At 71.8% G+C, this 12,060-nt stretch carries 9 protein-coding genes and 3 tRNA genes; 4 read left to right on the forward strand and 8 right to left on the reverse strand.

What is annotated here, in order from left to right:
- Nucleotides 1–31: 31 nt before the first annotated feature.
- Nucleotides 32–1,426 carry a GntR family transcriptional regulator gene (locus HRF36_RS15795; protein WP_254281157.1) on the forward strand — a complete coding sequence of 465 codons (1,395 nt, stop codon included), beginning with the start codon at nt 32–34 and terminating at the stop codon, nt 1,424–1,426.
- Here HRF36_RS15795 and HRF36_RS07535 read toward each other — a convergent pair.
- Nucleotides 1,407–2,420, reverse strand: coding sequence for an LCP family protein (locus tag HRF36_RS07535; RefSeq protein WP_173208576.1), 1,014 nt, complete (start codon nt 2,418–2,420; stop codon nt 1,407–1,409). The two genes, HRF36_RS15795 and HRF36_RS07535, sit on opposite strands and share 20 nt — an antisense overlap.
- A gap of 43 nt (nt 2,421–2,463) precedes the next feature.
- Nucleotides 2,464–3,201 (reverse strand): sugar transferase, encoded by a 738-nt coding sequence (locus HRF36_RS07540; protein ID WP_173208577.1) that lies wholly within the window; start codon nt 3,199–3,201, stop codon nt 2,464–2,466.
- Nucleotides 3,202–3,269: 68 nt separating this feature from the next.
- Between HRF36_RS07540 and HRF36_RS07545 the strand changes: the two genes are divergently transcribed.
- Nucleotides 3,270–4,247: a DNA-3-methyladenine glycosylase gene (locus HRF36_RS07545; RefSeq protein ID WP_371740073.1), complete on the forward strand. Its 978-nt coding sequence runs from the start codon at nt 3,270–3,272 to the stop codon at nt 4,245–4,247.
- A gap of 55 nt (nt 4,248–4,302) precedes the next feature.
- Here the strand turns inward: HRF36_RS07545 and HRF36_RS07550 are convergent, their stop codons facing one another.
- Nucleotides 4,303–4,773 (reverse strand): MarR family winged helix-turn-helix transcriptional regulator, encoded by a 471-nt coding sequence (locus tag HRF36_RS07550; protein WP_173208579.1) that lies wholly within the window; start codon nt 4,771–4,773, stop codon nt 4,303–4,305.
- A gap of 41 nt (nt 4,774–4,814) precedes the next feature.
- Here HRF36_RS07550 and HRF36_RS07555 point away from each other — a divergent pair, with 41 nt between their 5' ends.
- Entirely contained in the window at nt 4,815–8,420 is a 3,606-nt protein-coding gene (locus HRF36_RS07555; RefSeq protein WP_173208580.1) for a proline dehydrogenase family protein, read from the forward strand.
- Between the two features lie 24 nt (nt 8,421–8,444).
- Here the strand turns inward: HRF36_RS07555 and HRF36_RS07560 are convergent, their stop codons facing one another.
- Nucleotides 8,445–8,882 carry an Lrp/AsnC family transcriptional regulator gene (locus tag HRF36_RS07560; RefSeq protein ID WP_043593232.1) on the reverse strand — a complete coding sequence of 146 codons (438 nt, stop codon included), beginning with the start codon at nt 8,880–8,882 and terminating at the stop codon, nt 8,445–8,447.
- 108 nt (nt 8,883–8,990) lie between these two features.
- On the opposite strand from HRF36_RS07560, the gene ddaH reads away from it, so the two are divergent.
- Nucleotides 8,991–9,863, forward strand: a complete 873-nt coding sequence (gene ddaH / locus HRF36_RS07565; protein ID WP_371740136.1) for a dimethylargininase — start codon at nt 8,991–8,993, stop codon at nt 9,861–9,863.
- A 3-nt stretch (nt 9,864–9,866) separates the two neighbouring features.
- Here the strand turns inward: ddaH and HRF36_RS07570 are convergent, their stop codons facing one another.
- The 4 genes from HRF36_RS07570 to HRF36_RS07585 all read right to left on the reverse strand — a co-directional run bounded on the left by HRF36_RS07570 (nt 9,867) and on the right by HRF36_RS07585 (nt 11,778).
- Complete coding sequence (locus HRF36_RS07570; RefSeq protein ID WP_173208581.1) at nt 9,867–11,384, reverse strand: glycosyltransferase family 39 protein; 1,518 nt, start codon at nt 11,382–11,384, stop codon at nt 9,867–9,869.
- Nucleotides 11,385–11,433: 49 nt separating this feature from the next.
- A tRNA-Phe gene (locus tag HRF36_RS07575) sits at nt 11,434–11,506 on the reverse strand.
- Nucleotides 11,507–11,542: 36 nt separating this feature from the next.
- Nucleotides 11,543–11,619: transfer RNA gene (locus HRF36_RS07580), tRNA-Asp, on the reverse strand.
- A gap of 83 nt (nt 11,620–11,702) precedes the next feature.
- Nucleotides 11,703–11,778, reverse strand: a tRNA-Glu gene (locus tag HRF36_RS07585).
- Between the last annotated feature and the right edge of the window lie 282 nt (nt 11,779–12,060).

A 12,060-nucleotide genomic window follows, 5' to 3' on the forward strand; every position in this document is an offset into this window, starting at 1 on the left:
CAGAATATCGCACATCAACAGAGAGGCGCCGATGCCCGTCCCGTCCCCCACCCGCCCGGCCATCCCTCGTCGCCTGCACAAGGACGCCGTGTTCGACCACCTCGCCGCGGCCATCCTCGACGGCACCCTGCGGCCGGGCGAACGCCTCCGTGATGCCGACTGCGAGGCGTGGTTGGGTGTCTCGCGGACGCCGATCCGGGTCGCCATCGCGAAGCTCGAACACATCGGCCTCGTCGACTCGACGGCGGGTCGAGCGATCCGCGTGGTCGTCCCACGTCGCGGGCTCGCCGTCGACCTGCTCGAGGCCGCGTGCGCACTGCTCTGCGCGGTGGTCCCGTCGAGACTCGCCGGGCAAGACGAGGGCGAGCGTGCCGAGATCGATCGGCGACTCGGAGTCCTGGCCGATGCCTGCGCGGCGGCACCGCGGTCGTCCCGACCACCTGTCGACGAGATGGTCGAGGCCGGACGAGCGGTGTGGGCGATGCTGATCGCACCCGCACCGGACGGTCTCGCCGTCCGGTGCGCCGAGCGTCTGGCGCTGCCCTTGCGGCATCACCTGCGCGACGTCTCGACGGACGATCTCGGCATCCTCGCGGACCTGATCGACGAGGTCCGTCGCCGCATGGCCACCGAGCGCCGTAGTGAGGGGCGAGCTGTCGAGGACGTGCTGGCACGGGGTCTCCGGCGTCTGGGGGCCGGTGGCCCCGTCGGGGCCGGGTCGGCCGTCGCCGCCGATCGCGGGCCCCTCCCTGGCCGCCCGGGCTCGGCCCCCGGGGCACGGTCCGGTGTCGAGTCCCCTCTCGGCCGTCGACGTCTGAGCGACGACGTCCACGACCTCGTGCTCACGGCCGTCCTGGACGGCACCCTGGCCCCCGACGAGCGCCTCGTCGACGACGAGCTCATCGCGTGGCTCGGGGTGTCGCGCACACCGATCCGCTCCGCGCTCGAGCGGCTCGACGAGGCCGGGCTCGTCGAGCTGGCGCCGAACCGGTACACCCGGGTGGCGCGCCCTCGATCGGGCGATGTCGTCGCCGCCCGCGACCTGTACGCGTCCCTCGTGTCGTGGTCGGCCAACCGGGTCGGGTCGCCGATCGGTGAGCGGAGCGACGAGCTCGCGTCGATGCTCACCCGTCTCGACCCGGTCATGCGACGCGCCGAGGGGCACCGGACGACCATGACGACCCTCTCGTGCGTCCACCCGGTGGTGCGGTGGCTCGCATCCGCCGAGGCGTCGCCGTCGCTCGCCCGCGAACTCGACCTGCTCGAGCCCCGACTCGCCCACGGCCTCGTCGCCTGCGGCTTCACTCTGCCGGCCGGGGCCTGGAGCTCGTTCTCGTCCACCGTCACCGCGATCCGGGTCGCTGGTGGGGGAGTCGGGCCGGCCGTCGCCGACTTGGTCCGCTCGCTCAGCGACCCTGCCGGCTGATCGCCGTGAGGTCGTCGTCGGCGAAAGCGCGACGGACCTCGGCCAGGGAGGCCTCGTCGACCGTGACGATCGACTGCCCGTCGGGTGAGGTGGCCGTTCCCGTGACCGGCATCGTGAACGACGTCACGTCGGCCGGGCGGAGATGGCGCAGCGAGACGGCCAAGCCGATCATGTCGCCGGTGGTCCACGAGTCGTCGACGCCGACGTGGCCGGCCGCCTCCTGGACGACAGCGGCCACCCGGGCTGGATCGGTCAGCGACTGGGTGCTCAGCAGGCGATCCGCGATGCCTGCCACGAGGGCCTGCTGGTTGCGCATCCGCTGGAAGTCTCCGTCAGCGAAGGCGTGACGCTCGCGGACGTAGTCGAGGGCGCTCGGCCCGTCGAGCGTGAGCGGCCCCTCGGCGAAGACGCGTCCGTTCCGGGTGAAGGCCACCTCGTTCTCGACCCTCACGGCCCCGAGGGTCGCCACGATGGACTGCACCCCGGAGAAGTCGACGACGGCGACGTGATCGACACGGGCTCCTGTCAGCCCCTCGATCGTCCGTGCCTCGAGGGCGGCGCCGCCCCAGGCGAGAGCCGCGTTGACCTTCGCCGGCCCGTGACCGGGCACGTCGACCCACGTGTCGCGGGGGATCGACATGAGGTCGACCGAGCGACGGTCGGCGGCCACGTGGGCGACCATGATCGTGTCGGCGCGCTGGGGCCCCGCGTCGGTGAGTTCGTCGACGTCGAGCGGTCGGCGGGAGTCCGATCCGAGCAGCAGGAGGTTGACCGAACCGTCGGCCGGCGCGGCGGGCCGGCCCGCGTAGTCCGGCAGTTCGCCGAGGTCGTCCATCGCGGTCTCTGCGGACCGGATCGTCGACCAGGCGAAGGCCGCGACGACGACGACGACACCGACCAGCACGAGCCCGGTCGACGCCATCAGGGCCCGCACGATGACGCGACGGCGGTGCCTGGCGCTGCGGAGCTGTCGACGTGGCTGGGTGTCGGTCATCGGGGCTCCGGATCGTGTTCGAGGTCGGGCATAGGGCAGGGGCTCAGTAGGCGCCGGACGGCTTGAGGACCGCGCCGATCGTCTTGACGAGCAAGCGACCGTCGGTCGTCGGGGTCCACGCGTGGACGTAGTCGAGGTCGAGGTCGAGCCCGGCGTCCCAGTCGAGGTCGGAGCGTCCGCCGACCTGCCACGGGCCGGTCAATCCCGGCAGCACCCGCAACCTCTCTCGGGCGCGGCTGCAGTACTGCGCGACCTCGCCCGGGAGGGCCGGGCGAGGACCGACCAGGCTCATCTCGCCTCGCAGCACGTTGACCAGCTGGGGCAGTTCGTCGAGCGAGTGCTTGCGGAGGAAGCGACCGGTCCGGGTCACCCGGGGGTCGGCGCGGAGCTTGAAGAGCGGCCCGTCGGCGTCGTTCGCCTCAGGGAGGAGCGTGTCTCCCCTGCCGTCTTCGCGCATGGAGCGGAACTTGAGCATCTCGAAGGTGCGCCCGTGGAGGCCACAGCGCACCTGGCGGTAGAGGACCGGGCCTCGGCTGTCGAGCCGGACGGCGATGGTGACGAGGGCCAGGATCGGAGCCAGCACGGTCAGGGCGGCGAGGGCCCCGACGACGTCGATCGCGCGCTTCGTCCGACGGGCGGAGGGGCGTCGGACCGGTGGAGTCGCCGGGGCGACGCCCGGTTCGTGGGCATCGCCCCGGTGGCGGCGGTCGGGCCTGACGGGTACGGAGGGGGTGTTTCTCGAGGGCGCGGAGGCGGAGACAGGTCTCGTCGTGATCGTCATCGGGGTGCTGAGCGTCTTTCGTCTGGTCCACGGCCGGAGGAGCGTGATGCGCAAAATATCACACAGACATGAACAATGACAAAAGGACTGTCGGCGGCACCGTCTACCATCGCGACATGGACCAGGTCGAGCACGTCGGCACCGTCTACTCGTCGACGCAGCCCGTCGACGTCCGAGCCACCCTGAGGCCCTTGAGCCGCGGCTCAGGCGATCCCTCGTTCCGTGTCGACGGCGATCGCACGTGGCTCGCTCTGCGGACCCCGGCGGGTGAGGCGACGCTCTGTGTGTCGGCGAGCCGCGCCTCCTCGTCCGTCCGCGCGGATGCCTGGGGCCCGGGGGCCGCCTGGTCGGTCGACCACGTGCCCGAACTGCTCGGCCGCGGCGACGACTGGTCCGGGCTCGACGTCACGGCGAACGCGTTCCTCGCCGACGCCCGTCGGCGTCAGCCGGGGTTGCGGCTCACGCGCACCAACCTCGTGCTGCAGGCCGTCGTCCCGGCGATCCTCGAGCAGAAGGTGACGAGCGTCGAGGCCTGGCGTGCCTGGCGGCAGCTCGTGCGCCGTCACGGTACGCCGGCCCCTGGCCCGTCACCCGAGGGGCTCGTCGTTCCGCCCGACGCCCTGGGCTGGCGTCGCGTGCCGAGCTGGGAGTGGCACCGGGCGGGCGTGGGGCCGCAGCGGTCCGCGACCGTCATGAGGGTCTGTGCCGTGGCACCCGCCCTCGAGCGCACCCTGTCGGTCGGTCGTGGCGGCGACGAGGTGGCGCGGCGCCTGCGCTCGATCGCCGGTGTGGGTGTCTGGACCGCGGCCGAGACGACCCAGCGGGCGCACGGCGACCCCGACAGCCCCAGTGTCGGCGACTACCACCTGCCCGCCGTCGTCGGGTGGGCGCTCATCGGCCGACCCGTCGACGACGACGGCATGCTCGAGTTGCTCGAGCCGTGGCGTGGCCACCGCGAACACGTCATGCGACTCATCACCGGCAGCGGTTTCTCGAAGCCGAGGTTCGGCCCTCGCATGACGATCCAGGACCACCGCTTCCACTGACGCGTGCTGCGACCGTGCCCTCGACGCCGGACCCGGAGCGACGCGGCGGCTCGGGTCAGCCCCGGGCGTCGGGTGACGCGTCCGTGCCGATCGCCTCGAGGACGCGGCCCGAGAACGCCTGGACGACCTGGGCGTCCGTGCCGAGGACGTCGGCGAAGTACCTCTTGATCGCGGCGGTGTGCCCCCGGGTCGCGGCGAGCATGGCCCGACGGCCGTCCGGGGTCAACTCGACCCAGGTGCCGCGCGCGTCGGACGCGCACTCGGTGCGACGGACCAGCCCGCGGCGCTCCATGCGCGTGACCTGGTGACTGACCCGGCTCTTCTCCCAGCCGATCTGCTCGGCGATGTCACGGACGCGCGAGCGTCGGTCGCTGCTGCGACCCAAGCCGACGAGGATCTCGTACTCCGGGGCGGAGACGCCCGAATCGCTCTGCAGGTGGAGTTCGAGGGCGCGGTCGAGTCGTCGTCTCATGGCGTAGAAGGAGTCCCAGACGACCCACTCCTCGTCGGTGAGTTCGTCGGCCATTCGCCCAGTGTAGGGACGGTGGCGCGGCATATCCTCGACCCATGTCCGATGTGCACGCCGACGAAGTCACGCAGCAGACCATCGAGACAGCCCGCCGCTGGTGGGACGCCGCTCGTGCCGTCCCGGTGCAGGGTCCGGCCGCTCGGCTGGCCGAGGTGCTGCGCGACCCCCGAGGGCTCGAGTTCGCCCGCGACTTCGCCGATCGCGTCGTCCGTCCCGAAGACGACCGGGCGGCGGCGTCCGCGCTCGACTCCCTCAGCCGACGCACGCCCGCCCTGCTGCCCTGGCACCTCCGGGCGGCGATCTCGTTCGGTGGGGGATTCGGCCCCATCGCCCCCAAGCCGATCATGCCCGTCGCCAGGCGGACCCTGCGCCACATGGTCGGGCACCTGCTCGTGGACGCCCCGCCCGAGAAGCTCGGTCAGACCCTCGCCGGGCTCCGCGGCGACGGCGTCCGGCTCGACCTGACCGCCTGGGGGCCGGTGGTGTCGGGTCCGACCCAGGCCGAGCGGCGAGTCGCCGCGGTCCGGGCACTGATCGAGCGGCCCGACGTCGAGCGCGTCACGACCACGGTGCGCGAACTCGTCGGCCCGACCTCGCCGTGGGCCTTCGACGAGACGAGCGACCTTGCCGTGTCGCGGCTCGAGCCCCTGTTCGAGCTCGCCGCGTCGACGGGCACCCTCGTCACCCTGGGCGTCGACCGGCACGCCGACGTCGACCTCACGATCGACGTCTTCACGCGGCTGCTCGACCGACCCGGGCTCGAGTCGGTCACGGCGGGCATGGTCATCCAGTCGTACGTCCCCGAGGCGCTCGACTCGCTGCGGCTGCTCACCGACTGGGCCCGGGCCCGGGTCGACCGGGGTGGGGCGCCGATCTCGGTCAGGCTGGTGAAGGGTGGGTCGCGTCGTGCCGAGGTCGTCGACGCTCGCCTCCACGACTGGCCCGTCGTCACGTTCGAGGCGAAGCACGAGACCGACGCCAGCCACCTCCGGCTGGTCGACTTCGCGCTGCGGCCCGAGAACGCCGCTGTCGTCCGGGTCGGACTCGCGGGGCACGACGTCTTCGACCTGGCCCGTGCCGTCACCGTCGCCCGTCGACACGCCACCGACCACCTCCTCGACGTCGAGATGTGGCTGGGATCGGCGCCCGGTCTGGCCGAGGCCGTCCGCTCCGATCTGGGGTCCCTCGTCCTCCAGGTGCCGGTGATCCACCCCGGCGAGTTCGACTCCGCCGTGCGACACCTGGTGGGCCGACTCGACGCGCTCGCCGACCCCGAGGGATTCCTCTCGAGCACCCTCGACGTCGACCACGAGGCGGCATTCGCCCGAGAGGCACGTCGACACGACCGCGCCGTCGCGACCGTGAACGAGCTGTCCTCCCTCCCTCGACGTCGGCAGGACCGATCGGGCCCGCTCGACGAAGGCCCCGACCACGTCGTCGACTTCGTGGCCGAGGGCGACACCGATCCGTCTCTCGACGGCAACAGGAGGTGGGCCCGAGGAGTCCTCGGACGCGCCCGCCGGTCGGTCGCCGGCGTCGAGACCGCGGACGCGGCCCCCTCCCTCGCAGCCGGTGCCCTCGAGGACGGTGCCCTCGAGACGATCATGACCCGCGCCTCCGCTGCCGGGGCGGCCTGGGCCGGCCGAGATCCCGAGACCCGTGCCGAACTGCTCGACCTCGCGGGCCGCGAGCTCGCCCTCCGGCGGTCGCGACTCGTCGAGGTGTCGATCAGCGAGTCCGGCTCGACCCTGTCCGAGGCCGACCACGAGGTCGGTGCGGCCGTCGACTCGGCGCATCGATCGGCGGTCCTCACCCGTGCCCTCGCGTCCGTCGACACGGCCGTGCACCGACCGCCGCGACTGACGGTCGTCGTGCCCGACCTCGTGACGCCCGCCGCGAGCACGGTCGAGTCCGTGCTCGCGGCGTTCGGAGCGGGCAGTGCCGTCGTCGTCCAGCTGCCGCGACGCCGGCGGCGGACGGTCGCCGTCGTCGCCGAAGCGCTCTGGGCCGTCGGCGTGCCCGACTCGCTCCTGGCCCTGGTCGCCGCCGACGAGCCCGACGACGAACTGTCCCTGCTGACGCACCCGGCGGTCGACCGGGTCGTCGCGCACCGGCCGATCGAGGCAGCTGTCAGCCTTCGCAGCGCCCGCACCGACCTCGACCTCGCCGTCCGGACCCCGGGGGTCACCTCGCTCGTCGTCACCCCCTCGGCCGATCTCGAGCTCGCGGCCGCCGACGTCGTGGCGAGCGTCGTCGATCACGCCGGCCGAGGTCACGGTGCTCTCGACCTCGTGCTGGCCGTCGGCTCCGTCGGTCACGGTGAGACGTTCCGCCGCCTGCTGCGCGAAGCCTTCGAAGCGGTCGTCGTCGGTCCCGCCGACGCCGTGGCCACCGTGATGGGTCCGCTCGACGCGCCTCCGACCGGGTCCGAGCTCGAGGTCCTCACCGTGCTCGGCCCCGGTGAGTCCTGGCTGGTCGAACCACGCCCCCTCGACGAGACCGGAACCCTCTGCTCGCCGGGCGTGCGCGATGGGGTCGACCCCGAGGGCGCCTTCGCCTCCCGCCCGCACAGGGTTCCCGTCGTCGGCTTCGTCGTCGTCGAGACACTCGCCGAGGCCGTCGCGGTACAGAACGCCGAGAGCGGTGGCGACGTGGCGGGGTTGCACTCGCTCGACGTCGACGAGATCGACGAGTGGCTTCATGCCGTTCGGGCCGGAGACCTCGTCGTCGGCGGGCCGACGACGGGCGCGCGGGTGCGCCGCAGACCCACCGGCGGGTGGGGACGACGGGCGATCGGCCGTGGTCTGAAGCCCGGTGGGCCCAATGCACTGATCGGGCAGGGGGCCTGGCATCACCGGGCGCACGACCCGCGTCCCTCCCTGCGCCTGCACGACGTGTCCGAGGGGGTCACCCGTCTGGTCGACGCGGCGCGACCGACGCTCTCGTTCGAGCAGTTCGACTCGCTGCGCACCGCGGTCGAGAGCGATCAGCGCGCCTGGCAGTCCGAGTTCGGTCTGGCGCGGGACGTCACCGGCCTGGTCGTCGAGCGCAACGTCCTGCGGTACCGCCCGCACCCCGTCACGGTGCGGCTCTCGTCGGGGGCCGACCGGGCGGCGCTCGTCCGACTCGTCGCCGCCGGCGCGCGGGCCGGGTCGACCCTGATCATCAGCTCGGCCGTTCCGCTGCCGGCCGGTCTCGTGCACCTGCTGCGCGCCTCCTCGTCCCCGGTGCGCGTGCGCGACATCGTCGTCGAGAGCGACGAGGCCTTCGTCGCCCGGGCTGCCGCGGGGGCGCTGCAGCGAGACAGGACCGAGGCGAACGGTCCGGACGTGCTCGACCTGCTCGCCGAGGCGGCCGGCGGCGAGCGGGCGCGCGACGAGGACGAGCAGGTGGACGACTCGAGGCCCGCCCCGTCGCCCGAGGCGGTGCGCGCCTACCGCGGCCTGCGCATCCGACTCGTCGGCGGTGACCCCGCGGCCTTGGCCCGGGCGGTGCAGGGCAGTCCCGACGTGACGATCGTCGCCGGCGAGGTGACCGAAGAGGGGCGGATCGAACTGTTGACGTTCGTGCGAGAGCAGTCGGTCTCGCTGACGGCCCACCGATACGGTCGCCTCGACCCCGCGCTGGCCGACCTGCGGCTCTGACCGCGACGGTCTGACGGCCGGCCCTCAGGCCGAGCGGCGGCTGATCAGCTTGGACAGCACGATAGCGCTGCGGGTGTGGTCGACGTTCGGGGCGTTGCGCACGCGTTCGAGCGCCTCTTCGAGTGACGGGATGTCGCGGCTGCGCATGTGAACGATGGCATCGGCGCTGCCGGTCACCGTTCCGGCATCGACGACCTCGGGCACCGTGCCGAGGATGCGTTGCAGCTCTTGGGGCGAGACGGTGCCGCGGCAGAACAATTCGACGTACGCCTCGGTGCCGAGCCCGTCGACGGCGGGATCGACTTGAACGGTGAACCCCTTGATGACCCCGTCGGCGACGAGGCGGTCGACGCGACGTTTCACCGCCGAGGCACTGAGGCCGACCGAGGCGCCTATGTCGCCGTACCCGGCGCGAGCGTTCTGACGCAAGAGGTCGATGATGCCGTAGTCGAGATTGTCCACCGAGCCATCGTACGCTAGAATTCTGCACCATAGCTGACAAATACGCAAGAAAATTGCGTGAGAGCTCGGCCTCGTGCGCGCCTGCGATGTGACACTGATCCGGTGAGCCTGACGATCGAACCCACCGACCTGCCCGACGCGACCGCCCGACGGGACTCCACCCGCGTGGCGAGCCACCGCACCATCTTGATGTGCCGGCCCGAGCACTTCACCGTCAGCTACAAGATCAACCCGTGGATGGACCCCACCCGGCCGACCGACACCACGGTGGCGCTGGCCCAGTGGCAGACCCTGTACGACACCTACGTCGGCCTCGGTTTCGACGTCGAGCTTATCGAGCCCGAAGCGGGCCTGCCGGACATGGTCTACGCGGCCAACGGCGGCTTCGTCCTCGACGGCATCGCGTACGGTGCGCGATTCACCTACCCGGAGCGCCAGGACGAGGGGCCGGCCTACATGCGCTGGTTCGCCTCGGCCGGCTTCAAGGTCGCCGAGCCCGCCGAGACCAACGAGGGTGAGGGCGACTTCCTGCTGGTCGGTGACGTCATCCTCGCCGGGACGGGCTTCCGCAGCGACTCGAGTTCACACGAAGAGATCGGCCGCGTCTTCGGGCGCGAGGTCGTCAGCCTCACCCTCGTCAACCCGAGTTTCTACCACCTCGACACCGCCATCGCCGTGCTCGACCCCGAGCCCGTGGACGGTCGTCACACCATCGCGTACCTCGAGAGCGCCTTCGACGACGCCTCGCTCGCGATCCTGCGGCAGCGCTTCCCCGACGCGATCCTCGTCAGCGAGGAGGATGCGGCCATCCTCGGCCTCAACTCGTACTCGGACGGGTACAACGTCGTCATCGCCGCCCGGGCGACCGGCTTCGAACGACAGCTGCGCGAGCGCGGTTACAACCCGATCGGCGTCGACCTCTCCGAGCTGCTGCTCGGCGGCGGCGGCGTCAAGTGCTGCACCCTCGAGCTGCGTCGCTGAGCGTCAGTCCGACGGTCGCGCGAAGAGGTAGACGACGCTGCGTCCGGTGCGGTGCTCCTGCCGGATCTCGTACCCCTGGTCGCGCAACTGGCGCAGGTCGGCCGCGCTGAGCACGTCGACCGAGAGCCGGGCGATCCACAGGCGGTCGACCGACGACAACCGGTCGGCCAGCTCGTCGGCGTCGTCCTCGTCGTCGAGCCGCAGGGTGACGTCCGAGTACGAGCCCGACGGCAGCCCTGAGCGCACGTATGCGATGTCGTCGAGCTCGGCGAAGCGCTCCGGGTAGGCGTAGATCGCCTGACGGGGGCGCGTCGAGACCGTGCCGGTGGCGTCGAGCAAAAACGCGTCGCCCGGACGGGCCTGGCTCTCGATGTAGCTCGACAGCTGCGCGAGGTCGCTGCCACCCCCCTTGCCGGTGGGCAGCCGCTGCAGCACGTAGGTCGGGACAGAGCCCGCGACCAACAGGGCGACGAGGGCGATGCTGATCCACCGCCTCCGGAAGCCGGTGACGGCCACGGCCAGCAGCAGGCACATGCCGGGAGCCGAGAAGGTCACCAGTCTCGACGTGTACACCGGCGACAGCACGAGTCCCAGCACGAGCAGCAGCCCTGCCGGCACCGCGACCCAGAGCGCGCCGAGCAACACGACGCTGCCGGGCGTCCGCGACCGGTCGCGCAGGCGCGTCCCGAGCAAAATGAGCAGGATCGCCGAGATGACGGCGAAGGCGAGGCCCGTCACGAACCACGGTTCGACCAGGACCGTCCACCAGGTGACGTCGGCCCCCGTCGACGGATCGGCCACCCCGAGGAGGCGCGATCGCTCGGCGAGGACGGTCCCGATGACCGGCGCGGTCGCGAACAACGCGGCCCCGGTCGAGACGGACCAGCCGAGGAGGCGGTGGCGGGCGCCACGACGTCGGCGCTGTGCCGGCGCCAGCAGCAGGAACACGCCGTGGACGACGATGATCAGGCCGAGAGGGACGTAGGTCGCGATCGACCCGGCGAGGACCGCGCCGTACCCGATCCACCAGCGCCGGCGGTGACGTCGGGACGCCACGAGCAGCAGGACGGTCACCCAGACGGCCAGCGCGGCCGAGAGCGCGTAGGGGCGGGCCTCGGCGGCCTCGAGCGTGAAGCGGGGCAGCACCGCGTAGAGCGCGGCGGCGAGCAGGGCCGTGCGGCGCGTCGTCAGCATGCGCGTGAGGACGAGCACCCCGGCGGCCCCGGCTCCGACGAACACGGCGGAGGGGAGCCTCGTGACCACCTCGGCCTCGCCGAAGGCGCCCACCCAGACGCGCATGAGCAGGTAGTAGACCGTGTGCACCGCGTCGCGCTGATCGACGAAGGCCAGCAACTGGCCGAGGGGCAGTCGTGCCACCTGCAAGGTGGTCGCCTCGTCGCTCCAGTACGAGGGCACCCAGCTGAAGGCCGCCCCGAGCAGCAGCGCCGCGAGTCCGGCGACGAGTGGGTCGAGCCAGCGGCTACGGAGGGGGACGACGGCGGGGTCGTGACCGATGCTCACGCGGCCACGCCGTTAAACGAGTCAGGCCCCGCCTGAGCGGGGCCTTCTGTGGCTGGACACGGCATCGATCCGTGGACCTTTCGATTTTCAGTCGAACGCTCTACCAACTGAGCTACCCAGCCGTGAGGGCCCGAAGCCCCCAGGCGATGAACTCGCCTTGGCGACCCTGACCGGACTTGAACCGGCGACCTCCGCCGTGACAGGGCGGCGCGCTAACCAACTGCGCTACAGGGCCAAACTTGCTGCTGTGACACAGCGTACTCGATGTTCTGTTGTGATTGGTGCAGTTGATGCCTCGGTACGGTCTTGCTGTGGTGCTGGTGACCCCAACGGGATTCGAACCCGTGCTGCCGCCGTGAAAGGGCGGTGTCCTAGGCCACTAAACGATGGGGCCGTGTCCGAGGACGTCATAGCAACCGATCACAGAGCATACGGATGATCGCGGGCAAAAGCAAAACGGGGGCGACGCGGATCGCTGCGCGCGCCTCCTCGTCCCCCGTTCTGGTCACGCGACTCGTCCGCCACTCCGTCGCGATTGCCCGACGTTCGTCGGCGCGGAGGCTAGTTTCAAGTCGTTCTTGAGAGTTCGGGCCCGCCCCCCGGGTCGGCCCGCCCGTCGACTCCGCTTCGCGGCGCTGTACGGGACCGCCTGCCGGGGTTACCGTGTCCCACACGG

This window comes from Frigoribacterium sp. VKM Ac-2836 (assembly GCF_013248995.1).
Taxonomy (GTDB): Bacteria; Actinomycetota; Actinomycetes; order Actinomycetales; family Microbacteriaceae; genus Frigoribacterium.

Coding starts and splice junctions, on each gene's coding strand:
- HRF36_RS07535 (WP_173208576.1), bottom strand. CDS start 2,420: ATGACCGACACCCAGCCACGTCGACAGCTCCGCAGCGCCAGGCACCGC.
- HRF36_RS07555 (WP_173208580.1), top strand. CDS start 4,815: ATGTCCGATGTGCACGCCGACGAAGTCACGCAGCAGACCATCGAGACA.
- HRF36_RS07550 (WP_173208579.1), bottom strand. CDS start 4,773: ATGGCCGACGAACTCACCGACGAGGAGTGGGTCGTCTGGGACTCCTTC.
- HRF36_RS07540 (WP_173208577.1), bottom strand. CDS start 3,201: ATGACGATCACGACGAGACCTGTCTCCGCCTCCGCGCCCTCGAGAAAC.
- HRF36_RS15795 (WP_254281157.1), top strand. CDS start 32: ATGCCCGTCCCGTCCCCCACCCGCCCGGCCATCCCTCGTCGCCTGCAC.
- HRF36_RS07545 (WP_371740073.1), top strand. CDS start 3,270: ATGAACAATGACAAAAGGACTGTCGGCGGCACCGTCTACCATCGCGAC.